This is a genomic window from Dietzia sp. WMMA184, from assembly GCF_002441635.1.
GTDB lineage: Bacteria > Actinomycetota > Actinomycetes > Mycobacteriales > Mycobacteriaceae > Dietzia > Dietzia kunjamensis.
Genome location: NZ_NXEI01000001.1, coordinates 753,064 through 775,412, shown reverse-complemented (window position 1 = coordinate 775,412; position 22,349 = coordinate 753,064). Strand labels below are relative to the sequence as shown.

The window sequence follows — 22,349 nt, the reverse complement described above, 5'->3', positions numbered from 1 at the left end:
CGGCGCGGTCGGCGCGGCGCGGTCAGTAGACTGGGCCGGTGAACTTCTCGCCGGGGCCCTCGCCGGGCTCATCGGGGTACGCGCTGGCCTCGCGGAACGCGCGCTGCAGCCCCTGTAGACCGTCCTTGACGACCCGGGCCTGCGGCCCCAGGTGTTCGGCCGACCCGGCCACCAGGCCGGCGAGGGCCGTGATGAGCTTGCGGGACTCGTCGAGATCCAGTCGCGGGCTGGCGGAGGGGTCGTCGTCGGAGAGCCCCAGTTTCTCAGCAGCGGCACTCATGAGGACGACGATCGAACGGAAGATGATCTCCTGTGCGGAGACGTCCGCCAGATCGACGACCTCGACCTCGCGGGCGTCGAGGTGCCCCTCGAGCAGGTTCTCGGCGGCGGCCTGGTCGGTGGAGGCGGGCTGGTCGGTGGTCATGCCGAACACTGTCCCACGGACCGGTCGATATCGTGTCGCCAGCCACCGGTTTGGGGGCAACGCCGACGACTGGTACAGTCAACTCCCGACTGTGGGAACCTGCTACGTAGTGGGTTCCATCGTCCAAGAGGAGCCCGATCTCCCACCATCCGACGCCGGAAGGCAGTTTGATGGTCACCACCCCGACGAGGGGCCGCGAGTGATCGCGGAAGTCTCGTCGTCGACGGGTGAGGAGTGAGAGGCCCCCGGCATCCCTGCCGTGGGGCCTTCTCGGTTTCACCGGCGTACCCGGTGTGGCCCGGGGTCCCTCGAGGGCGGATGCGCGACCGCGCCAGTGGTCGCGACAGAGCACCATCTACCGAGGAGGGCCCATCAGCGCCGAAGCACGTATCAACGAACGAATCCGTGTCCCCGAAGTCCGACTCGTCGGCCCCGGGGGCGAGCAGGTGGGGATCGTTCGCGTCGAGGATGCACTTCGTCTGGCCCTGGAGGCCGATCTGGACCTCGTCGAGGTCGCGCCCACCGCGCGCCCGCCGGTCTGCAAGATCATGGACTACGGAAAGTTCAAGTACGAGGCGGCGCAGAAAGAGCGCGAGTCGCGGAAGAACCAGCAGCAGACCGTGGTCAAGGAGCAGAAGCTCCGTCCGAAGATCGATACCCACGACTACGAGACCAAGAAGGGGAACGTCGTCCGTTTCCTGGAGAAGGGCTCGAAGGTCAAGGTCACGATCATGTTCCGCGGACGTGAGCAGTCCCGCCCCGAGCTGGGCTTCCGTCTGCTCCAGCGCCTGGCGGACGACATCACCGAGTACGGATACGTGGAGACCAGCGCCAAGCAGGACGGCCGCAACATGACCATGGTCGTCGCCCCCCACAAGGGCGCCAAGACCCGCGCCAAGGCGCAGGAGTCCAAGGTCACGGACCCCGCTTCCGAATAGGCACTCCGCCGCCCAGACCACGGACGCCCGACGTCCGCACACCCGAGGTCCCACCGGGCCTTCCGGGACGAACCATGTGAGGAAGACCGATCATGCCGAAGATGAAGACCCACAAGGGCACCGCCAAGCGCTTCCGGAAGACCGGAACCGGCAAGCTGGTCCGCCAGCAGGCCAACCGTCGCCACATCATGGAGAAGAAGCCCACCAAGCGCACCCGTCGCCTCGACGGCCGTACGGATGTCGCCCCGGCCGACGTCCCCCGCATCAAGCGGCTTCTCGGGCTCTGAGCCCTCCCACCACCGAAGAGACTTCCGGTCGCCCACGAGCGACCGGCCCAAACCAGTGAGGATTGATCAGTGGCACGCGTGAAGAGGGCAGTCAACGCCCAGAAGAAGCGTCGGACCGTACTCGAGTCCACCAAGGGCTACCGCGGACAGCGTTCGCGGCTGTACCGCAAGGCCAAGGAGCAGATGCTCCACTCGATGACCTACAGCTACCGCGATCGTCGTGCGCGCAAGGGCGACTTCCGCAAGCTGTGGATCTCCCGCATCAACGCCGCGGCCCGCGCCAACGACATGACGTACAACCGCTTCGTCCAGGGCCTCAAGCTCGCGGGCGTCGAGGTCGACCGCAAGGTCCTCGCGGACCTCGCCGTCACCGACCCGGCCGCCTTCACGGCGCTGGTCGAGGTCGCGCGCAAGGCGCTTCCGGCCGACGTCAACGCGCCGGCTGCCTGACACCCGCGAATTGACGAACACTCCGCCCGCACAGGGCACGGGACGACCCGCGGATCCGTTCACCGAACGGACCCCGCGGGTCGTTTCCGCATCCAAGCTCCACCGCGCCGCCGCCAGGCGTGAGGCCGGCCGGTTCCTCGCCGAGGGGACCAACTCGGTCGAGGCGGCGGTGGCCACCGGCGTCGCGGTCGAGATCTTCTGCACCGCCGACGCACTCGACCGGTTCGCCGGCCTGGTCGACGCGGCCCGTTCCGCCGGGATCCCGGTGTCCGTGGCGACCGACCGGGCCCTGAAGGGACTCTCGGACACGGTCACCCCCACGGGCATCGTCGCGTTGTGCCGCGCCGTGGCGCGCACGGCGACCGGGGATCCCGTCGCCGACGGGCCCGCGTCCGGGACCGAACCGCAGCCCCGGTTGGTCGCCGTCGGCCAGGCGCTGTCCGAACCCGGCAACGTCGGCACCCTGGTCCGCGTCGCGGACGCGCTCGGGGCCGACGCGGTCTGGCTCACCGAGGGGGCGGCCGACCCGGAGAACCCCAAGGCGGTCCGGGCGTCCGCCGGCAGCCTGTTCCATCTCCCGGTCGTGCGGCGGATCGCCGAGGACCACCTGATCGACCGGGCGCACCGGGCGGGACTGCAGGTGGCGGTCGCCGATGCCCACGGCGAAGTGGACGTCGAGCGGGCGGACGAGGCCCTCGCCGAGCCGACCGCGTGGATCTTCGGCAACGAGGCCCACGGGGTGCCCGAGCACCTCGCCGCGCGCGCGGATCTCCGCGTCCGTATCCCCATCCGTGGAAGGGCCGAGAGCCTGAACATCGTCACCGCCGCCTCCATCTGCCTCCACACGAGCGCCCGGCTGCTGGCGGGATCATGACCGCGACCCTCACCGCCCGCGGATTCGGCGCCACCCGCGGGGCGCGGACCCTGTTCGACGGGCTCGACCTCGTCGTCGAACCCGGAGACGTCTGGGGCCTCACCGGACCTAACGGCGCCGGAAAGTCCACTCTCCTCCACGCGCTGGCCGGCGACCCCGTCGCCGAGATGACGGGACAGCTCACCCTCAGCCCGCCGGACGCCACGGTCGGGCTCCTCCGACAGGAGGTGGAGCGCGACGACGACGAGGTGGTCCGCGACTTCCTGCACCGCGTCACCGGCGTCGCGGACGCGCTCGAGCGGATGAACGCGCTGGCAGGGCAGATGGCGGATTCCGACTCGGCCGCCGACGCCTACGGGGACGCCCTGGAGCGCTGGTTGGCGCTCGGCGGTGGCGACCTCGACGAGCGGATCCCCGTCACCGCAGCCCGGCTGGGGCTGGACGACACGGTCCCGGACCTGCCGATGTCGGCGCTGTCGGGAGGGCAGGCCGCCCGCGTGAACCTCGGCGCCGTGCTGCTCAGCCAGTACGACATCCTGCTGCTGGACGAGCCCACCAACGACCTCGACCTGGCGGGGTTGGCCGTCCTCGAGGATTTCATGCAGGCCGAACGGCGCCCGATGGTGGTGGTCAGCCACGACCGCGAGTTCCTGGCCAGGTGCGTCACCGGCATCGTCGAACTGGACTCGGCCCAGCAGCAGATCGCCGTCTTCGACGGCGGCTACGAGGCATACCTCGCCGAACGGGCGCTGGCACGGCAACGGGCCCGCGACGCCTACGAGGAGTACGCGGGCCGGGTCGATCAGCTGAAGGACCGCGTGCAGACACAGAAATCCTGGCTGGACAAGGGCGTGCGCAACACGATGCGCAAGACCGGCGGAAAGGACGCGGAGCGCGACAAGCACATCCGGAACCGGGCGGGCCAGCGCTCCGAGAAGCAGGCCGCCAAGATCTCCCAGTCCGAGCGGGCGATGGAACGCCTCGAGGTGGTCGCCGAACCGCGCAAGGAGTGGGAGCTCCAGATGGAGATCGCGACGGCGCCCCGCTCCGGTTCCGTGGTGGCCGTGCTCGCCGAGGCCGTCGTGCGCCGCGGCGACTTCGTCCTCGGCCCGGTGACCCTGCAGATCGATGCCGGGGACCGGATCCTCATCAGCGGCTCCAACGGCTCGGGCAAGACCACGCTGCTCGCCGCGATCACCGGGGAGCGGGCGGTCGACTCGGGCCGCGCGACCGTCGGGTCGGGGGTCCAGCCCGGGACGGTGGACCAGGCACGGACGGAGTTCGGCGGGCCGGACCCGCTGCTGGACACGTTCTGCGTCGCCGCCGACCCGGCCGGCCTCGACCCCACCGAGGCCCGCACCCTGCTCGCCAAGTTCGGGCTCGGTGGAGAGCACGTCGCCCGCGCCTGCGCGTCACTGTCACCGGGGGAGCGGACCCGTGCCGCGCTGGCCCTCCTGCAGCAGCGCGGGGTGAACCTGCTGGTGCTGGACGAGCCGACCAACCATCTGGACCTGCCGGCGATCGAGCAACTCGAGCAGGCCGTGGACGCGTTCGGCGGCACGGTCCTGCTCATCACCCACGACCGGCGGATGCGGGACGCCTTCCGCGCGACCCGCGAGCTGCTGGTCGACGCCGGGTCGGTGCGGGAACGACACTGACGCGGCTCCCCCCGGCCATCGCCGGGGGGAGCGGGGGCGGGACCGGGGATCGACTAGTCTTGGCCCCGATGCGGGGCGGTCGACGGAAGTCCGCCGTGACGGGGAGGACGAGGGCACCGGTGAGCGAAGACACAGGCGAGGTCCGGATCGACGAGGAGTCGCTGGCGCGGTACTCCGCGGACGCCGAGGCCGCGTTCGCCGCCGCGGCGGATCTCGAGGCGCTGGCCGCCGCCAAGACGGCGCACCTCGGTGACCGCAGCCCCATCGCCCTGGGTCGTCGTACCCTCGGCTCTCTCCCCAAGGAGCAGAAGGCGTCCGCGGGAAAGGCCGTGAACGTGGCACGGACCCGGGTCCAGCAGGCGTATGACTCCCGCCTGGCCGAACTGCAGGCCGAGCGGGACGCCGCCGTCCTCGTGGCCGAGACGCTCGACCTGACGGTCCCGTCGGGGCGCGCGCCGGTGGGCGCGCAGCACCCCATCACCATCATCACCGAGCAGGTCGCGGACGTGTTCGTGGCCATGGGGTGGGAGATCACGGAGGGGCCCGAGGTCGAGGCGGAGCACTACAACTTCGATGCGCTCAACTTCCTTCCCGACCACCCGGCGCGCACCCTCCAGGACACCTTCCACATCGCGCCCGAGGGCAGCCGGCAGGTGCTGCGCACCCACACCTCGCCGGTGCAGATCCGCACCATGCTCGACCGGGAACCGCCCATCTATGTGGCGTGCCCCGGGCGGACGTTCCGCACCGACGAACTCGACGCCACCCACACCCCGGTGTTCCACCAGGTCGAGGGACTGGCCATCGACAAGGGCCTGACCATGGCGCACCTGCGCGGCTCACTCGACGCGTTCGCCCGCGCGCTGTTCGGCCCGGAGACCCGCACCCGCATGCGGCCCAACTACTTCCCGTTCACCGAGCCCTCCGCAGAGGTCGACGTGTGGTTCCCGCGCAAGAAGGGCGGCGCCGGCTGGGTCGAGTGGGGCGGCTGCGGCATGGTGCACCCCAACGTGCTCATCGCCTGCGGGATCGACCCCGAGGAGTACTCGGGATTCGCGTTCGGCATGGGCCTGGAGCGCACCCTGCAGTTCCGCAACGGACTGTCCGACATGCGGGACATGGTCGAGGGCGACGTGCGGTTCTCGCTGCCCTTCGGCGTCCGGTACTAAACCCGCGGTACCGATCCACCCCCACCCCAGAAGACGAAGGACCCCACAGTGCGAATTGCGCAGTCCTGGCTGACCGAGATCCTGCAGCGGGCCAACGACGGCTGGTCCGTCAGCCCGGCCGAGCTCGACGCCGGTTTCGTGCGCGTCGGCCTCGAGGTGGAGGGTGAACCGGAGCAGTTGCCCGAGATCGACGGCCCGCTCACCATCGGCCGTGTCAGCACCATCGAGGAGCTGGAGGGCTTCAAGAAGCCCATCCGCTTCTGTCTGGTCGACGTGGGCGGTGACGAGCCGCAGCAGATCGTGTGCGGCGCCCGCAACTTCGCGGAAGGCGACCTGGTCGTCGTCGCCCTACCGGGCACCGTCCTGCCGGGCGGGTTCGAGATCGGCAAGCGCAAGACCTACGGCAAGCCGAGTGAGGGCATGATCTGTTCGGCCTCCGAGCTGGGGATCGGCTCCGACCACAGCGGGATCATCGTCCTCGCCGAGGGCACCGCCGAGCCCGGGGTCCCCGCCGGCCCGGTGTTGGCCGCGGGTGCCGGCGAGCGGGACACCGTGATCGAACTCAACGTGACGCCGGACCGTGGCTACTGCCTGTCGGCCCGTGGTCTGGCCCGCGAGCTGGCGTGCGGGTTCGACCTGGATTTCGCCGACCCGGCGGTCGAGCTCGGGCTGCCGTCGGAGAAGGAGGCCTGGCCGCTCGAGGTGACCGCCGAGTCCGGTGCCCAGCGGTTCGCCCTGCGCCGGGTCACCGGAGTCGACCCGTCCGCGCGGACCCCGTGGTGGATGGCGCGCCGCCTGCTGCTCTCGGGCGTGCGGCCGATCTCCCCGGCCGTCGACGTCACCAACTACGTCATGCTCGAGCTGGGTCATCCCATGCACGCGTTCGACGCGGGGCGCCTGCAGGGCGGGCTCGTCGTCCGTCGGGCTCGCGCGGGGGAGGCCCTCACGACCCTCGACGACGTCGAGCGCACGCTCGATCCCGAGGACGTCGTCATCTGCGACGACCGCGGCCCGATCTCGTTGGCGGGCGTCATGGGCGGTGCGAGCACGGAGGTCTCCGACGACACGACCGACGTCCTGCTCGAGGCCGCCGTGTGGGACACCCTTGCGGTGTTCCGGACCATCCGCCGCCACAAGCTCCCCAGCGAGGCGGGCAAGCGTTACGAGCGTGGGGTCGACGCCGCCGCGTCGATCGCGGCGTTGGACCGCGCGGCCACCCTGCTCGCCGAGATCACGGGTGGCTCCGTGGAGGCCTCTCTCACGGACGTCGGCTCGGCGCCCGTGATGCCGACGATCGCGTTCGATCCCGAGCGCCCCTCGCGGGTGGCGGGGGTCGGGTATCCGGCGGGGACCACGCGCCGCCGTCTGGAGCAGATCGGGTGCACCGTCGCCGGCGATGACGCGGTGTTGCTGGAGGTGACCGCCCCGGCATGGCGCCCCGACCTGACCCTGCCCGCGGATCTGGTCGAGGAGGTGCTTCGCCTGGAGGGACTGGAGAACATCCCGTCGGTGCTGCCCACCGCGCCCGCCGGTCGCGGACTCACCGCGTTCCAGCGCGGCCGCCGTGCCGTGGGGCACGCCCTGGCGGCGGCCGGGCACGTCGAGGTGCTCACGTCGCCGTTCTGTGACCCGTCGGTGTTCGACGCCATGGGACTGGACGACGACGACGAGCGCCGCAGCACCATGGCCGTGGTCAATCCCCTCGAGAGCGACAAGGCTCATCTGGCCACCACGCTGCTGCCCTCGCTGGCCGAGATCGCCCGCCGCAACATCACGCGCGGGGCCCGCGACCTCGCGCTCTTCTCGGTCGCGCAGGTGTCCTTCCGGACGCCGACGACGTCCGGGGTCGACATGCTGCCGGTCGATCGGGAGCCGACCCCGCAGGAGCGGGACAGCCTGGCGGCGTCGCTGCCCGACCAGCCGCTCCACGTGGCAGCCCTCTACACCGGTAGGCGCGAGCCGGGCGGGCACTTCGGCCCCGGCAGGGAGGCCGACGCCCTCGACGCGGTGGAGGCGGCGAGGATCGTCGGGCGGGCCCTCGGGGCCGAGGTCGAGGTGCGGGCGGCCGAGCGCGCGCCGTGGCACCCGGGTCGCTGCGTGGAGGTCCTGGTCGATGGTGGCGACCGCGACGCCGGGCCGGGTGAGATCGTGGTGGTCGGTCACGCCGGTGAGCTACACCCCGCGGCGTGCGAGCGGCTCGGGCTCCCGGCGCGCACGTGCGCGGTCGAACTGGACCTCACCGCGATCGGCGCCCGGGAGGTGCTGCCGGCCCCGACCATCTCGTCGTTCCCGTCCGTGAACCAGGATGTGGCGCTCGTCGTGGACGTGGCCGTGCCCGCTGCACAGGTCGAGGCTGCACTCCGCTCGGGAGGCGGGGAGCTGCTCGAGAGCGCGCGACTGTTCGACGTCTACACCGGCGCCCAGCTCGGGGACGGGCGTAAGTCCCTCGCCTACGCGTTGACGTTCCGTGCCGACGACCGCACCCTCACGGAGGACGAGGCGAGCGCATGGCGCACGGCCGCCGTCGAGGCGGCGGAGAAGGCCGTGGGGGCGAGCCTGCGTGGCTGACGGTCGACGCCCCGCCGGTGCACGGGTGCCGCGGGTCCTGTGCATCGCGGGCACGGACCCGTCCGGCGGCGCCGGGCTGCTCGCCGACACCAAGGCCGTCGCCGCGATGGGCGGGTACGGAATGGGTGCCGTCACCGCGGTCACGATCCAGAACACCGTCGGGGTGACCGGGGTGCACGCCGTGCCCGTCGACGACGTGATCGCCCAGCTCGACGCCGTCGCCAATGACGTGACGATCGACGCCGTCAAGATCGGCATGCTCGGTGAGGCCGCTCTGGTGGAGGCGGTCGGCGACTGGCTTCGTCGTCGTCGTCCACCCCACGTCGTCCTCGACCCGGTGATGGTGGCCACCACCGGAGGCCGGCTGGCCAGTGAGGACGCGGCGCGGATGCTGCGGGACCTCGTCCCGCTGGCGGACCTGGTGACGCCCAATGTCCCCGAACTCGCGGTGCTGTGTGGCGGCGAGTCCGCGGAGCACATCGAGACGATCGTCGGGCAGGCCGAGCTCGTGCACGAGCAGACCGGCTGCGCGGTGCTCGCCACCACGGGCGATCTGGACGACGGCAGTGCGGAGGACGTGCTGGTGGAGTCCGAGGGGGACCGACGCACGACGCTGCGTCTGCCGTTCGTCCGCGTCGACACCCCGCACACGCACGGCACCGGGTGTTCGTTGTCCTCGGCGCTGGCCACCGCGCGGGTGGGGGAGAGGGACTGGGAGGCGGCCTACCGCCGCGTCCGCCCGTGGATCGACGGGGCCCTCCACGGCGGTCTCACCCTGGAGGTCGGCCGCGGTTCCGGCCCGCTCGACCACACTTGGTTCCTGCACCGCTGACCTGGGACGGCGCGGCCGTCCGCACCGACTGTGTCGTACACCTGTGCGAGTATCGGTTCCGCCGAACGGCCGAGACGATCAGGAGCAGACAGTGAACACCTCCCACAACACCTCCCACAACACCTCCCACAACACCTCGCAGGGCACCTCGCAGACCCGATCGCAGGACGGGCACGAGGGCGCCGGGCCCCCCTCGTCAGAGAAGGCGTTGGACAGGGTCCGCAAACTCTTCGCCAAAGCCGAGAGCGTGGCGGGCACGCCCGAGGCCGAGGTCCTGCTCGAGCGTGCCTACGCCCTGCTCGCCAAGTACGGCGTCGACGAGGCGCTCGCGCGGACCGGTCCGGATACCGCCGCCGAGGTGGCGGTCATCGACCACGTGATCTCCGGGAGCTATCAACCCGACCAGGTGGGACTGGTGGCCGCCCTCGCCGCCGCGATGCACTGCCGGGCCGTCACGTCCGCCCGCGGCGACGGCACCCGGGTCGTGCACATCGTGGGGGTTCGCCGCCACGTCGAGCGGGTGGGCATGCTCGCCGGGGCCCTCACCGGGGTCATGCTCGCCGCAGCGGCCAGACAGCGGCCCTCCCCGGGTGTCTCCGCGGTCACCCACCGCAAGTCGTTCATGACCGGTTTCGCCTTCGAGGTGGGGCGGAGACTGGAGGCCGCCGAGCGGGGCGCGGTGGCCGAGAGCCGGGACGCCGCGGGCGCCGGGCTCGTCCTGCGGTCCGACTCGCAGCGGGCGGAGACCGAACTCCGTCGGCGCTTCCCGACCGCCGTCCGCGGTGCCCGCAGGCGGGTCGGTACGTCCGGGATCGAGGAGGGGCGTCGGGTCGGTGGCTCGGTGGATCTCGGCCAGCGCCGCTTCACGGGCGGCCGCCGGCAGATCGGGGCCTGACCCCGCACGCGGGGCGCCGGGCGGCGGGGCGTCGGACGGCGGGGGGCGGGGCAAGGGGCGCGGCTCGCCGGGCGAGATGCAAAACATTGCAAAGTGGTGCATACTCGTGCGTATGGCAATCACGGTGGCGGTCGCAGGTGCTTCGGGTTACGCGGGCGGGGAATTCCTCCGACTCCTACTCGGGCACCCGTCCTATGCGGCGGGGGAGTTAAAGATCGGCACGCTCGCCGCCGGGTCGAGCGCCGGACAGACGCTCGGGGAGCACCACCCGCACCTGCTGCCCCTCGCCGACCGCGCCCTCGCGGAGACCGAGGCGGAGACGCTCGAAGGCCACGACGTCGTGGTGCTGGGGTTGCCCCACGGGCATTCCGCGGCGATCGCCGAGCAACTGGGGCCGGACGTCCTCGTCGTCGACCTCGGGGCGGACTTCCGACTGGTGGACGCAGAGGACTGGACGGCGTACTACGGCTCCGAGCACTCCGGTACCTGGCCGTACGGTCTCCCGGAGCTCCCCGGGGCGCGTGAGGCGCTGCGGTCCACCCGCCGCGTCGCGGTCCCGGGGTGCTTCCCCACGGGCGCCACGCTCGCGCTGTTCCCGGCCGTCGCGGCCGGCCTCGTCGACGCCTCCGCCATCACGATCGTCTCCGTGACCGGAGCGTCGGGCGCAGGCAAGGCCGCCAAGGTCCCGATGCTCGCCGCGGAGGTCATGGGCTCGGCCAAGGCGTACGGCGTGACCACCCACCGGCACACGCCCGAGATCACCCAGAACCTTCGTGCGGTCACCGACGCGGAGGTGTCGGTGAGCTTCACCCCGGTTCTCGCCCCCATGGCCCGCGGCATCCTCACCACCGCGGTGGCGCCCACGACCGCGACCGCCGGGGAGCTCCGGGCGGTGTACGCCGAGGCGTTCGGAGACGAGCCGTTCGTCCACGTCCTGCCCGCGGGCGTGCAGCCCATGACCGCCTCCGTGCTCGGATCCAATGCGGTGCAACTCGGCATCGAGGTCGACGAGCGCGCCGGCCGCGCGGTGTTCACCGCGGCGATCGACAACCTCGCCAAGGGCACCGCCGGGGGCGCGATCCAGTCGATGAACCTCGCGCTCGGACTCCCCGAGACCGCCGGACTCAGCACCGTCGGCCTGGCCCCGTGACCGCGGACGCCCTGGCGGGCGCCACCTCCAGAGGCCGGGTCCACGGTCTCGAGATGTGGTGGGCCCCGGAGGGAACCCATGCGATGTTCTGGGTCGCCCCCGCCGGCTCGACCGGCATCCTCAACGTCCACGGTGACGGGGCGGACGCGGTGGAACTGCGGTGGAGCACCCTGAGCGCCGAGATCCCGTCCACCCGCGCGGTCGTCCTGCTCGACGGCCCCGGCGTCGGAGACCCCGGCGCGGACTTCACGGCCGCGCACGAGGTCGCCGAGAACGTCGCCCGGTTCGTCAGCTCGAGATCGGGTGTCGAGGCCGGCCCGATCGAGGTGCTCGTCTTCCGGCCTGACACCGATCACGCGCCGTGGCCGGAACCCGCACCGACGGCGGACGGAGCCGAGTTCCGTTTCCGACACCGCGGTGGCGCGGACGTCCGACTCGCCCTGACCATTCCCGACCAGCCCGGAGAGGCCTGACATGACCACCGAGATGAACGACGGCTCCACGCAGCTGACGCCGTTCGTCCGCGCGCACGTGCTCGCCGAGGCGCTGCCGTGGCTGCAGAAGTTCCACGACAAGATCGTCGTGGTCAAGTACGGCGGTAACGCCATGGTGGACGACGACCTCAAAGCGGCTTTCGCGGCGGACATGGTGTTCCTGCGCACCTGCGGGCTCAAGCCCGTGGTGGTCCACGGGGGCGGGCCGCAGATCACCTCCATGCTCGGTCGTCTGGGCATGGAGGGCGAGTTCCGCGGCGGGTTCCGGGTCACCACCCCCGAGGTCATGGACATCGTCCGCATGGTGCTGTTCGGCCAGGTCGGACGCGAGCTCGTCGGTCTGATCAACGCCCACGGCCCCTACGCGGTCGGGATCTCCGGAGAGGACGCGGGACTGTTCACCGCGGTTCGCCGGACAGCGATGGTCGACGGGGAACCCACCGACATCGGCCTGGTCGGCGATGTGCAGTCCGTCGACCCGCGGGCCGTCCTCGACCTCATCGAGGCGGGCAGGATCCCCGTCGTGTCGACCATCGCGCCCGACTCCGACGGAACCGTGCACAACATCAACGCCGACTCCGCGGCCGGGGCGCTCGCAGCGGCCCTGGGTGCGGAGAAGCTGATCGTCCTGACCGACGTCGAGGGGCTGTACACCGACTGGCCGGACCGCTCGTCCCTCGTGACGCATCTCGGTACCGAACCACTCGAGCGGCTCCTCCCGTCCCTCGAGAGCGGGATGGTTCCCAAGATGGAGGCCTGTCTGCGGGCGGTCCGGGGCGGGGTGCACGCAGCCCACGTCATCGACGGCCGCGTCGAACACTCGGTGTTGCTCGAGATCCTCACCGAAGGGGGCATCGGGACGATGGTCACCGAGGGCCACCACGAAACCAGGTCGCCGGCAGGAGTCGAGAAATGAACGACGCGCACACCGTCACCGACACCCCGACCCTCACCGCGCGGTGGGACGACGCGCTGATGCGCAACTACGGCACCCCGCCGCTTGAGCTGGTTTCGGGCAGTGGCGCGACGCTCACGGGCGCCGACGGTCGTGAGTACGTCGACCTGCTCGGCGGGATCGCCGTGAACTCCCTCGGACACGGCCACCCGGCCGTGGTCGACGCGGTCAGTCGCCAGGTCGCCGAACTCGGGCACATCTCCAATCTGTACGTCCACCCCAGGGTGGTCGAGCTGGCCGAACGCCTCGAGTCCCTCTTGGCGGTGGACCAGCCGGTACGGGCCTTCTTCTGCAACTCGGGAGCCGAGGCCAACGAGGCCGCGTTCAAGATCGCCCGCCGGACGGGCCGGTCCCGCATCCTGGCAGCGGAGAACGGCTTCCACGGACGGACGATGGGGGCGTTGGCGATGACGGGCCAGCCCGCCAAGCGCGCGCCGTTCGAGCCGATGCCCGCCGGGGTCGAGTTCTTCCCCTATGGCGACATCGACGCCCTGACCACGCTGGTGGAGCAGGCTCCGGGCGAGACGGCCGCCGTCATCATCGAACCGCTCCAGGGCGAGGGCGGCGTCGTCGAGCCCCCCGAGGGGTTCCTCGCCGACGTGCGCGCCCTGTGCACCGAGCACGGCGTCCTGATGATCGTGGACGAGGTCCAGACGGGGATCGCCCGTACCGGTGCGATGTTCGCCTGCCGCAAGGCCGGGGTCGTGCCCGACGTGGTCACCCTCGCGAAAGGGCTCGGTGGTGGCCTGCCGATCGGCGCGTGCCTCGGCGTCGGCGCCGCGGGCGAACTACTCACCGCCGGGCAGCACGGCACCACCTTCGGCGGCAACCCGATCTCGTGCGCCGCCGCTCTCGCCGTACTCGACACGATCGAGTCCGATGACCTCGTGGCGCACGTCGACCGCCTCGGCAAGATCATCGCCGCCGAAATCGAGTGCCTCGACCACCCACTTGTCGACCACGTGCGTGGACGGGGCCTCCTGCTCGGGATCGTGCTCACCGCGCCGGCCGCCAAAGCGGTGGAGGAGGCGGCGCGCGGAGCCGGGTACCTGGTGGGCGCCACCACGGCGGACGTGGTCCGCCTCGCACCACCGCTCATCCTCACCGAACAGCAGGTCGCCGAGTTCGTGTCCGCGCTGCCCGGGATCCTCGACACCGCGTCGTCCACCATCGCAGCCCAGAAGGAGTCCTCGTCATGACCGGCCCGACCGTCAGCTCATCGACCGCCGCGACCGCGTCGACCGCGACCTCCACCACCCCCGTGGCCTCCTCCACCCCTGCGCTCCGTCACTTCCTCCGCGACGACGACCTCAGCCCCGCCGAGCAGGCCGAAGTCCTGGACCTCGGTTTGAAACTCAAGGCCGAGCCGTTCTCCGCCCGACCCCTGGAGGGCCCGCGGTCGGTCGCGGTCATCTTCGACAAGACATCCACCCGCACCCGGTTCTCGTTCGACGCCGGGATCGCGGAACTGGGCGGGAACGCCATCGTCGTCGAGTCCGGCTCCACCCAGATGGGCAAGGGGGAGACCCTCTCCGACACCGCCCGGGTGATGTCGCGCTACGTCGAGGCGATCGTCTGGCGCACCTACTCACAGGACGGCCTCGTCGAACTCGCCGCCCACGCGGACGTTCCCGTCGTCAACGCCCTGAGCGACGAGTTCCATCCGTGCCAGATCCTGGCCGACCTGCTCACCATCCGCGAGAACTTCGGCCGCACCGAGGGACTCCGGGCGGTGTACCTGGGGGACGGGGCCAACAACATGGGCCACTCCTACCTCCTCGGGTTCGCGACCGCCGGCATGCACATCACCATCGCGGCCCCCGAGGGGTACCAGCCCACCGGCCAGGTGGTCGCCGACGCCCAGCGGATCGCGGCGGGAACCGGCGGTTCGGTGACCATCACGGCGGACGTCGACCCGGCCGTGGACGATGCCGACGTCCTCATCACCGACACCTGGGTCTCGATGGGCATGGAGGACTCGGCCACGCAGCGCCTGCGGGACCTCGCCGACTACCAGCTGGACCGGGCGTCGGTGGCCAGGGCCTCGGACGATGTCATCGTCCTGCACTGCCTGCCCGCCTACCGGGACAAGGAGATCTCCGCCGAGGTGATCGACGGCCCCCGCAGTCGGGTCTTCGACGAGGCCGAGAACCGACTCCACGCCCAGAAGGCGCTGCTGGTCTGGCTACTGGAGCGATCGTGACCGCCGTCGGCACCGTCAGCCGGACGGCCCGGCACGCCCGGATCACGGAGATCCTGCGTCGCCGACCGGTGCGCAGTCAGACCGAGCTCGCCGAGGCGTTGGCGCAGGAGGGTATCGCCGTGGCGGTGGCCACCCTCAGCCGGGACCTGGACGAACTCGGCGCCGTGAAGCTCCGCGCCGCCGACGGAGGCGCCGGGCGCTACGTGATCCCCGAGGACGGCAGCCACGTGCCGGGAATCCCCGGCGGGACGGACCGGCTGGGCAGGCTGATCGCGGACCTGCTCGTGTCCGCCGACCACAGTGCCAACATCGCGGTCCTGCGAACTCCTCCCGGGGCGGCAAACTTCCTCGCCAGCGCCCTCGACCGGGCCAATCTGGACGACGTCGTCGGGACCATCGCGGGGGATGACACCATATTCGTGATGGCCCGTGAACCCGTCACCGGAGCCGAACTCGCCGACCGGCTGGCCGGACTGGCACGACGCCAGATCTGACCGGCCCCGCACACCCCTGAACAGACCCCACACATCAAGGAGAACACCATGTCCGATCGCGTCGTCCTCGCCTACTCCGGCGGACTCGATACCTCCGTCGCCATCAGCTGGATCGGTCAGGAGACCGGTGCCGAGGTCGTCGCCGTCGCCATCGACCTCGGTCAGGGTGGTGAGGACATGGACGTCATCCGGCAGCGCGCACTGGACTGCGGAGCCGTCGAGTCGGTGGTCGTGGACGCCCGCGACGAGTTCGCCGATGACTACTGCGCCCCCACGATCAAGGCCAACGGCCTGTACATGCGCGAGTACCCGCTGGTCTCGGCGATCTCGCGTCCGCTCATCGTCAAGCACCTGGTCACCGCGGCCAAGATGCACGGCGGGACCTCCGTGGCGCACGGCTGCACGGGTAAGGGCAACGACCAGGTCCGCTTCGAGGTCGGTTTCGGGGCGCTCGCGCCGGACCTCGACGTGATCGCGCCGGTCCGTGACTACGCCTGGACCCGTGAGAAGGCCATCGAGTTCGCCGAGCGGAACGAGATCCCGATCAACGTCACCAAGAAGTCGCCGTTCTCCATCGACCAGAACGTCTGGGGCCGTGCGGTGGAAACGGGCTTCCTCGAGGATCTGTGGAACGCCCCGACCAAGGACGTCTACGACTACACCGAGGACCCGACCATCAACTTCGCCGCCCCCGACGAGGTCACGGTGACCTTCTCCGAGGGCGTGCCGGTCGCGATCGACGGCCGCAAGGTGAGCGTGCTCGAAGCGATCGAGGAGCTCAACCGTCGCGGCGGCGCACAGGGCGTCGGGCGCCTCGACATGGTCGAGGACCGCCTGGTGGGCATCAAGAGCCGCGAGGTCTACGAGGCGCCGGGCGCAATGATCCTCATCACCGCCCATAAGGCACTCGAGGACGTCACCCTCGAGCGTGAGCTCGCCCGCTACAAGTCCGGCGTGTCCGACACCTGGTCCAACGCGGTCTACGACGGTCTGTGGTTCTCGCCGCTCAAGTACGCCCTGGACGCCTTCATCGACAACACGCAGCAGCACGTGTCCGGTGACATCCGGATGGTCCTGCACGGCGGCTCGATCACCGTCAACGGCCGTCGTTCCGACTCCTCGCTCTACGACTTCAACCTCGCCACCTACGACGAGGGCGACTCGTTCGACCAGAGCTACGCGAAGGGCTTCGTCAACCTGCACGGCCTGAGCTCCAAGATCGCCGCCAAGCGGGACCTCGGCCTGTGAGTGCGGAGCAGGGCGACTCCGGGCGCCACGGCACCAACACGGGCTCCCTGTGGGGAGGTCGGTTCTCCGGCGGGCCGTCGGAGGCCATGGCCGCGCTGAGCAAGTCCACCCACTTCGACTGGGAGCTGGCCCCGTACGACATCCGCGCGTCCAAGGCCCACGCCCGGGTTCTGCACCGTGCGGGTCTGCTCACCGGTCCCGACCTGGACGCCATGCTCGACGGGTTGGACCGCCTCGCCGCGGACGTCGATTCGGGGGCGTTCGTCCCGGCGCAGTCCGATGAGGACGTGCACGGCGCCCTCGAGCGCGGCCTGATCGAGCGGGTGGGGCCCGAGGTGGGGGGCCGGCTGCGAGCGGGCCGGTCGCGCAACGACCAGGTGGCGACCCTGTTCCGCATGTGGCTCCGCGACGCCGTGCGGGCGGTCGCGGCGGGGGTCCTCGATGTGGTCGACGCGCTCGTCGGCCAGGCGGACGCCCACCCCGAGACGGTGATGCCGGGCAAGACGCACTTCCAGGCCGCGCAGCCGGTCCTGCTCGCCCACCAGTTGCTCGCGCACGCCCAGCCGTTGCTGCGCGATCTGGACCGGATCCGTGATCTCGACCGTCGTCTGGCGGTGTCGCCGTACGGATCGGGTGCGCTGGCGGGGTCGTCGTTGGGGTTGGACCCGGACGCGATCGCCGCCGAGCTCGGTTTCGACCGGGCGGCCGACAACTCGATCGACGCCACGAGCTCCCGCGATTTCGCCGCCGAGGCGTCGTACGTGCTGGCGCAGATCGCGGTCGACCTGTCCCGCCTGGCGGAGGAGATCATCGCCTGGTCCACGCCCGAGTTCGGGTACGTGACGTTGGCGGACGAGTGGTCGACGGGCAGCTCGATCATGCCGCAGAAGAAGAACCCGGACGTGGCGGAGTTGATGCGCGGGAAGACCGGTCGACTGATCGGTAACCTGACCGGCCTGCTGGCGACCCTCAAGGCGCAACCGCTGGCCTACAACCGCGATCTGCAGGAGGACAAGGAACCGGTCTTCGACTCGGTGGCGCAGCTGGATCTGTTGCTGCCGGCCATGGCCGGTCTCGTGGCCACCCTGGAGTTCCATCCGGAGCGGCTCGCCGAGCTCGCGCCCGCCGGGTTCACCCTGGCCACCGACATCGCGGAGTGGATGGTCCGGCAGGGCGTCCCGTTCCGGGTCGCCCACGAGGCGGCGGGGGAGTGCGTCCGTGTGGCCGAGAACCGCGGCGTCGGGCTCGACGAGTTGGACGACGACGAGTTGGCGGCCGTGGACCCCGCGCTGACGCCCGAGGTACGCGAGGTCCTCACCGTCACCGGTTCGATCGCGTCGAGGAACGCCCGGGGTGGCACCGCGGGCGAGGCGGTGGCCGCGCAGCGCAGGCGGCTGGGCGAGATCCGCGACGAGTTCGCGGGCTGGGTAGGGTGAGCGCCATGTCCGTCATTGACGCACGTCTGCTCGAGATCCTCGCCTGCCCCGAGGACAAGGGCCCGCTCCTGCTCGCGGGATCGGAGACGCTGTACAACCCGCGTCTGCGCCGGGCCTACCGGATCGACGACGGCATCCCCGTGCTGTTGGTCGACGAATCCCGGCAGGTGGACGACGCCGAGCACGCGGAGCTGGTCGCCCTGGCAGGTGGAGGCACCGAGGGGTGAGTCCCCCGGACGACCGGACAGGCCCCGCCGTCGGCACCGATGCCGATCGGTTCCGGACGCTGCTGCGGGAGTCATCGCCTGACACCGCGGCCCGGGCTCTGCTCGGAGGGATCCTGTGCCACGGCGCGGTCTCGGTGAGGATCATGGAGGTCGAGGCCTACGGCGGGCCACCGGAATCCCGCTTTCCCGACGCGGCCGCTCACACCTGGCCGGGCCCCACCCCCCGGAACGAGGTCATGTTCGGGGACGCCGGTCATCTGTACGTCTACCTGAGCCACGGGATCCACCAGTGTGTGAACATCACGTGCCGGCCCGCCGGGGAGGGCGGGGGTGTTCTGCTCCGGGCGGCCCGCATCGCCGGCGGCCACGAGGTCGTGGACTCCCGCCGGCCCGGCATCCCGGCCGAGCGGGCCGCCCGCGGACCCGGCAATCTCGGCAGGACCCTGGGCATCGACCTCACGATGAGGGGCATCGACGTGCTCGACTCGTCGTCGTCGGTCCACTTCCGCCCGGACCCGCTCCCCGGCCACCACATCAGGTCCGGTCCGAGGGTCGGGGTCTCCCGTGAGGCCGACCGCCCGTGGCGGTTCTGGGTGGCCGGCGCGCGGGAGGTCTCCGCGTACCGACGCAGCCCACGGGCCCCGCAGGTGACCCGCCCCGTGGTGGCCGGGCGCGCCGAGTGAGGGACAATGTGGGTCGTGACCAACAACATCCTCGATGAACTGCAGTGGCGCGGGCTGATCGCCCAGTCGACAGACCTCGATGCGCTCCGGGCGCACCTCGACGAGGGCGCCGTGTCGCTCTACTGCGGGTTCGACCCGACCGGGCCGAGCCTGCACGCCGGTCACCTCATCCCGCTACTGACCCTGCGCCGGTTCCAGTTGGCCGGACACCGGCCGATCGTTCTGGCAGGCGGTGCCACCGGCATGATCGGTGACCCCCGCGACGTGGGGGAGCGGGTCATGAACACGTCCGACACCGTGGCGGAGTGGACCGAACGGATCGCCGGGCAGCTCGAGCGGTTCGTCGACCTCACGGAGGGCCCCGCGGGGGCGCGGGTCGTCAACAACATGCAGTGGACCGGCCACATGACGGTGATCGAGTTCCTCCGCGATGTCGGCAAGCACTTCTCGCTGAACACGATGCTGGGTCGGGACACGGTCAAGCGTCGGCTGGAGGGGGAGGGGATCTCCTTCACCGAGTTCTCGTACATGCTCCTGCAGGCCAACGACTTCCTGCAGTTGCGCCGCAACATGGGGTGCACGCTGCAGCTCGGGGGGTCCGATCAGTGGGGCAACATCGTCGGCGGAGTGGATCTGAACCGCCGGGTCGACGGGGAGTCCGTGCACGCGATGACCGTTCCTCTGGTGACCTCATCGGACGGGAAGAAGTTCGGGAAGTCGACCGGAGGCGGGAGTCTGTGGCTCGATCCAGCGATGACGAGCCCGTACACCTGGTACCAGTACTTCCTCAACACCGCCGATGCCGATGTGGTGCGGTACCTGCGGTGGTTCTCCTTCCTCGGTAGGGAGGAGATCGACGAACTCGAGGAACTCACCCGGGAGAAGCCCCACATGCGGGCCGCGCAGAAGCGACTCGCCGAGGAGATGACCACCCTGGTGCACGGGGTCTCCGCCACCGAGTCCGTGCAGGCCGCAGCGCAGGCACTCTTCGGCAGGGGAGAGTTGACCGGCCTCGACGAGGCGACGCTGGCGGCGTCGCTGGAGGATGCCGGCGCTGTCGAGATCGCTCACGGTGAGCCCGCCACGATCGTCGATCTCCTGGTGGCCTCCGGTCTCTGCGACAGCAAGGGGGCGGCGCGGCGTGCGATCGGGGAGGGCGGCGCGTACGTCAACAACGAGCGCGTCTCGGATCCGGAATGGACGCCGACGGCCCCCGATCTCCTCCATGGTTCATGGCTGGTGCTCCGCCGGGGGAAGAAGAACTTCGCCGGGGTCAGGATCGCCTGAGTCCCGAGGATCGTTGACAGCGCCGGTGATCCCGGCGCTGTCGGCGTTTCGGCGAGTTACCTGCGGGTTTGCGTTTCCGTTCACGTCTGCGTAACTTATTGGAAGTCGCCGAGAGCGGCCCGGGCCGAGAGGCCGGGGACGCCGAGGAGACAGGCTCCGAACAGCAGGAAGATCCCGCCGGTTTGACCCGGTGAGACCGGGTAGCTAAGATGGAGAAGTTGCCCTCGAGAGAGTGGCAGCGGCGCCGCGAGGCGGGAAAGCAGACCGGATTGTGAATCGGAACGCGAACCTGTTACGCTGGTGGAGTTGCCCTCCTCGGGAGGGCGGCGAAGATTACCCCGGTTGAGGCGAGGCGAACAGCCCCGCGGAGACGGTGTGTGGGTGTTGTTTGAGAACTCAACAGTGTGTTTTGTTTGTGATAGTGCCAAATTTTTTGTTTGGTTGCGACCCTTTCACATCCCTGTCGTGGGGGTCGCGTTTTTGTTTGAACAGCCAGTTTTTGGTTTGTTTTTGCTTGGATTGTGCTTTTCGTAGTGCTGAGAAGCTTTTATGGAGAGTTTGATCCTGGCTCAGGACGAACGCTGGCGGCGTGCTTAACACATGCAAGTCGAACGGTAAGGCCCCTTCGGGGGTACACGAGTGGCGAACGGGTGAGTAACACGTGGGTAATCTGCCCTGCACTTCGGGATAAGCCTGGGAAACCGGGTCTAATACCGGATATGAACTCCTGCCGCATGGTGGGGGTTGGAAAGTTTTTCGGTGCAGGATGAGCCCGCGGCCTATCAGCTTGTTGGTGGGGTAATGGCCTACCAAGGCGACGACGGGTAGCCGGCCTGAGAGGGTGATCGGCCACACTGGGACTGAGACACGGCCCAGACTCCTACGGGAGGCAGCAGTGGGGAATATTGCACAATGGGCGAAAGCCTGATGCAGCGACGCCGCGTGGGGGATGACGGTCTTCGGATTGTAAACCCCTTTCAGTAGGGACGAAGCGCAAGTGACGGTACCTGCAGAAGAAGCACCGGCTAACTACGTGCCAGCAGCCGCGGTAATACGTAGGGTGCGAGCGTTGTCCGGAATTACTGGGCGTAAAGAGCTCGTAGGCGGTTTGTCACGTCGTCTGTGAAATCCCTCGGCTTAACCGGGGGCGTGCAGGCGATACGGGCAGACTTGAGTACTACAGGGGAGACTGGAATTCCTGGTGTAGCGGTGAAATGCGCAGATATCAGGAGGAACACCGGTGGCGAAGGCGGGTCTCTGGGTAGTAACTGACGCTGAGGAGCGAAAGCATGGGTAGCGAACAGGATTAGATACCCTGGTAGTCCATGCCGTAAACGGTGGGCGCTAGGTGTGGGGTCCTTCCACGGACTCCGTGCCGTAGCTAACGCATTAAGCGCCCCGCCTGGGGAGTACGGCCGCAAGGCTAAAACTCAAAGGAATTGACGGGGGCCCGCACAAGCGGCGGAGCATGTGGATTAATTCGATGCAACGCGAAGAACCTTACCTAGGCTTGACATATACAGGACGACGGCAGAGATGTCGTTTCCCTTGTGGCTTGTATACAGGTGGTGCATGGTTGTCGTCAGCTCGTGTCGTGAGATGTTGGGTTAAGTCCCGCAACGAGCGCAACCCCTGTCTCATGTTGCCAGCACGTAATGGTGGGGACTCGTGAGAGACTGCCGGGGTCAACTCGGAGGAAGGTGGGGATGACGTCAAATCATCATGCCCCTTATGTCTAGGGCTTCACACATGCTACAATGGCTAGTACAGAGGGCTGCGATACCGCGAGGTGGAGCGAATCCCTTAAAGCTGGTCTCAGTTCGGATTGGGGTCTGCAACTCGACCCCATGAAGTCGGAGTCGCTAGTAATCGCAGATCAGCAACGCTGCGGTGAATACGTTCCCGGGCCTTGTACACACCGCCCGTCACGTCATGAAAGTCGGTAACACCCGAAGCCGGTGGCCTAACCCTTGTGGAGGGAGCCGTCGAAGGTGGGATCGGCGATTGGGACGAAGTCGTAACAAGGTAGCCGTACCGGAAGGTGCGGCTGGATCACCTCCTTTCTAAGGAGCACTCA

The 22,349-nt window shown here is 69.7% G+C and carries 21 protein-coding genes and 1 rRNA gene; 21 read left to right on the top strand and 1 reads right to left on the bottom strand.

All coding sequences use genetic code 11. The features are described 5' to 3' along the window. Positions 1–22: 22 nt before the first annotated feature. Positions 23–424 (bottom strand): DUF1844 domain-containing protein, encoded by a 402-nt coding sequence (locus CK206_RS03625; RefSeq protein ID WP_069390177.1) that lies wholly within the window; start codon positions 422–424, stop codon positions 23–25. A gap of 353 nt (positions 425–777) precedes the next feature. Between CK206_RS03625 and infC the strand changes: the two genes are divergently transcribed. The 21 genes from infC (at position 778) to CK206_RS03520 (ending at position 22,335) form a co-directional block, all read left to right on the top strand. After that, a complete protein-coding gene (infC, locus tag CK206_RS03620) occupies positions 778–1,362 on the top strand; it encodes a translation initiation factor IF-3 (protein ID WP_082923789.1) in 585 nt (194 codons plus the stop codon). 92 nt (positions 1,363–1,454) lie between these two features. After that, entirely contained in the window at positions 1,455–1,649 is a 195-nt protein-coding gene (gene rpmI / locus CK206_RS03615) for a 50S ribosomal protein L35 (protein ID WP_007630819.1), read from the top strand. 69 nt (positions 1,650–1,718) lie between these two features. After that, complete coding sequence (gene rplT / locus CK206_RS03610; protein WP_007630820.1) at positions 1,719–2,099, top strand: 50S ribosomal protein L20; 381 nt, start codon at positions 1,719–1,721, stop codon at positions 2,097–2,099. A 10-nt stretch (positions 2,100–2,109) separates the two neighbouring features. Next, positions 2,110–2,973, top strand: a complete 864-nt coding sequence (locus CK206_RS03605) for an RNA methyltransferase (RefSeq protein ID WP_067714052.1) — start codon at positions 2,110–2,112, stop codon at positions 2,971–2,973. Further along, complete coding sequence (locus CK206_RS03600; RefSeq protein WP_096905564.1) at positions 2,970–4,631, top strand: ABC-F family ATP-binding cassette domain-containing protein; 1,662 nt, start codon at positions 2,970–2,972, stop codon at positions 4,629–4,631. Before CK206_RS03605 ends, CK206_RS03600 begins: the two co-directional genes overlap by 4 nt. A gap of 119 nt (positions 4,632–4,750) precedes the next feature. Further along, entirely contained in the window at positions 4,751–5,800 is a 1,050-nt protein-coding gene (gene pheS, locus CK206_RS03595) for a phenylalanine--tRNA ligase subunit alpha (protein ID WP_067714075.1), read from the top strand. A 48-nt stretch (positions 5,801–5,848) separates the two neighbouring features. Next, the gene (gene pheT, locus CK206_RS03590; RefSeq protein ID WP_067714076.1) at positions 5,849–8,368 is read left to right on the top strand and encodes a phenylalanine--tRNA ligase subunit beta; all 2,520 of its coding nucleotides are present in this window, start codon (positions 5,849–5,851) and stop codon (positions 8,366–8,368) included. Continuing rightward, entirely contained in the window at positions 8,361–9,200 is an 840-nt protein-coding gene (thiD, locus tag CK206_RS03585; RefSeq protein ID WP_069390176.1) for a bifunctional hydroxymethylpyrimidine kinase/phosphomethylpyrimidine kinase, read from the top strand. Before pheT ends, thiD begins: the two co-directional genes overlap by 8 nt. 91 nt (positions 9,201–9,291) lie before the next feature. Beyond that, positions 9,292–10,095 (top strand): DUF2786 domain-containing protein, encoded by an 804-nt coding sequence (locus tag CK206_RS03580; protein ID WP_096905563.1) that lies wholly within the window; start codon positions 9,292–9,294, stop codon positions 10,093–10,095. Positions 10,096–10,207: 112 nt separating this feature from the next. Continuing rightward, positions 10,208–11,245 carry an N-acetyl-gamma-glutamyl-phosphate reductase gene (gene argC / locus CK206_RS03575; RefSeq protein WP_096905562.1) on the top strand — a complete coding sequence of 346 codons (1,038 nt, stop codon included), beginning with the start codon at positions 10,208–10,210 and terminating at the stop codon, positions 11,243–11,245. Further along, positions 11,242–11,718, top strand: coding sequence for a hypothetical protein (locus tag CK206_RS03570; protein ID WP_069390102.1), 477 nt, complete (start codon positions 11,242–11,244; stop codon positions 11,716–11,718). Before argC ends, CK206_RS03570 begins: the two co-directional genes overlap by 4 nt. A gap of 1 nt (position 11,719) precedes the next feature. Then, positions 11,720–12,655 carry an acetylglutamate kinase gene (gene argB, locus CK206_RS03565; protein ID WP_067714080.1) on the top strand — a complete coding sequence of 312 codons (936 nt, stop codon included), beginning with the start codon at positions 11,720–11,722 and terminating at the stop codon, positions 12,653–12,655. Then, a complete protein-coding gene (locus tag CK206_RS03560; RefSeq protein ID WP_096905561.1) occupies positions 12,652–13,893 on the top strand; it encodes an acetylornithine transaminase in 1,242 nt (413 codons plus the stop codon). The genes argB and CK206_RS03560 overlap by 4 nt, the downstream gene beginning before the upstream one ends. Continuing rightward, on the top strand, positions 13,890–14,897 hold the full coding sequence (gene argF, locus CK206_RS03555; RefSeq protein ID WP_371606843.1) for an ornithine carbamoyltransferase: 1,008 nt from the start codon (positions 13,890–13,892) through the stop codon (positions 14,895–14,897). The genes CK206_RS03560 and argF overlap by 4 nt, the downstream gene beginning before the upstream one ends. Beyond that, positions 14,894–15,391, top strand: a complete 498-nt coding sequence (locus CK206_RS03550; protein ID WP_096905560.1) for an arginine repressor — start codon at positions 14,894–14,896, stop codon at positions 15,389–15,391. Before argF ends, CK206_RS03550 begins: the two co-directional genes overlap by 4 nt. A 48-nt stretch (positions 15,392–15,439) precedes the next feature. Next, positions 15,440–16,639 carry an argininosuccinate synthase gene (locus CK206_RS03545; protein ID WP_067714089.1) on the top strand — a complete coding sequence of 400 codons (1,200 nt, stop codon included), beginning with the start codon at positions 15,440–15,442 and terminating at the stop codon, positions 16,637–16,639. Further along, on the top strand, positions 16,636–18,075 hold the full coding sequence (gene argH / locus CK206_RS03540) for an argininosuccinate lyase (RefSeq protein WP_096905559.1): 1,440 nt from the start codon (positions 16,636–16,638) through the stop codon (positions 18,073–18,075). The genes CK206_RS03545 and argH overlap by 4 nt, the downstream gene beginning before the upstream one ends. 5 nt (positions 18,076–18,080) lie before the next feature. Beyond that, positions 18,081–18,302 (top strand): Trm112 family protein, encoded by a 222-nt coding sequence (locus CK206_RS03535; protein ID WP_067714095.1) that lies wholly within the window; start codon positions 18,081–18,083, stop codon positions 18,300–18,302. A 59-nt stretch (positions 18,303–18,361) separates the two neighbouring features. Beyond that, positions 18,362–18,985 (top strand): DNA-3-methyladenine glycosylase, encoded by a 624-nt coding sequence (locus CK206_RS03530; RefSeq protein ID WP_096907256.1) that lies wholly within the window; start codon positions 18,362–18,364, stop codon positions 18,983–18,985. A 6-nt stretch (positions 18,986–18,991) separates the two neighbouring features. Continuing rightward, positions 18,992–20,272 carry a tyrosine--tRNA ligase gene (gene tyrS / locus CK206_RS03525; RefSeq protein WP_173674758.1) on the top strand — a complete coding sequence of 427 codons (1,281 nt, stop codon included), beginning with the start codon at positions 18,992–18,994 and terminating at the stop codon, positions 20,270–20,272. Positions 20,273–20,818: 546 nt separating this feature from the next. After that, positions 20,819–22,335, top strand: a 16S ribosomal RNA gene (locus CK206_RS03520). Positions 22,336–22,349: the final 14 nt, after the last annotated feature.

Coding starts and splice junctions, on each gene's coding strand:
- CK206_RS03625 (WP_069390177.1), bottom strand. CDS start 424: ATGACCACCGACCAGCCCGCCTCCACCGACCAGGCCGCCGCCGAGAAC.
- rpmI (WP_007630819.1), top strand. CDS start 1,455: ATGCCGAAGATGAAGACCCACAAGGGCACCGCCAAGCGCTTCCGGAAG.
- CK206_RS03600 (WP_096905564.1), top strand. CDS start 2,970: ATGACCGCGACCCTCACCGCCCGCGGATTCGGCGCCACCCGCGGGGCG.
- argC (WP_096905562.1), top strand. CDS start 10,208: ATGGCAATCACGGTGGCGGTCGCAGGTGCTTCGGGTTACGCGGGCGGG.
- argB (WP_067714080.1), top strand. CDS start 11,720: ATGACCACCGAGATGAACGACGGCTCCACGCAGCTGACGCCGTTCGTC.
- CK206_RS03560 (WP_096905561.1), top strand. CDS start 12,652: ATGAACGACGCGCACACCGTCACCGACACCCCGACCCTCACCGCGCGG.
- argF (WP_371606843.1), top strand. CDS start 13,890: ATGACCGGCCCGACCGTCAGCTCATCGACCGCCGCGACCGCGTCGACC.
- CK206_RS03545 (WP_067714089.1), top strand. CDS start 15,440: ATGTCCGATCGCGTCGTCCTCGCCTACTCCGGCGGACTCGATACCTCC.
- CK206_RS03535 (WP_067714095.1), top strand. CDS start 18,081: ATGTCCGTCATTGACGCACGTCTGCTCGAGATCCTCGCCTGCCCCGAG.
- tyrS (WP_173674758.1), top strand. CDS start 18,992: ATGTGGGTCGTGACCAACAACATCCTCGATGAACTGCAGTGGCGCGGG.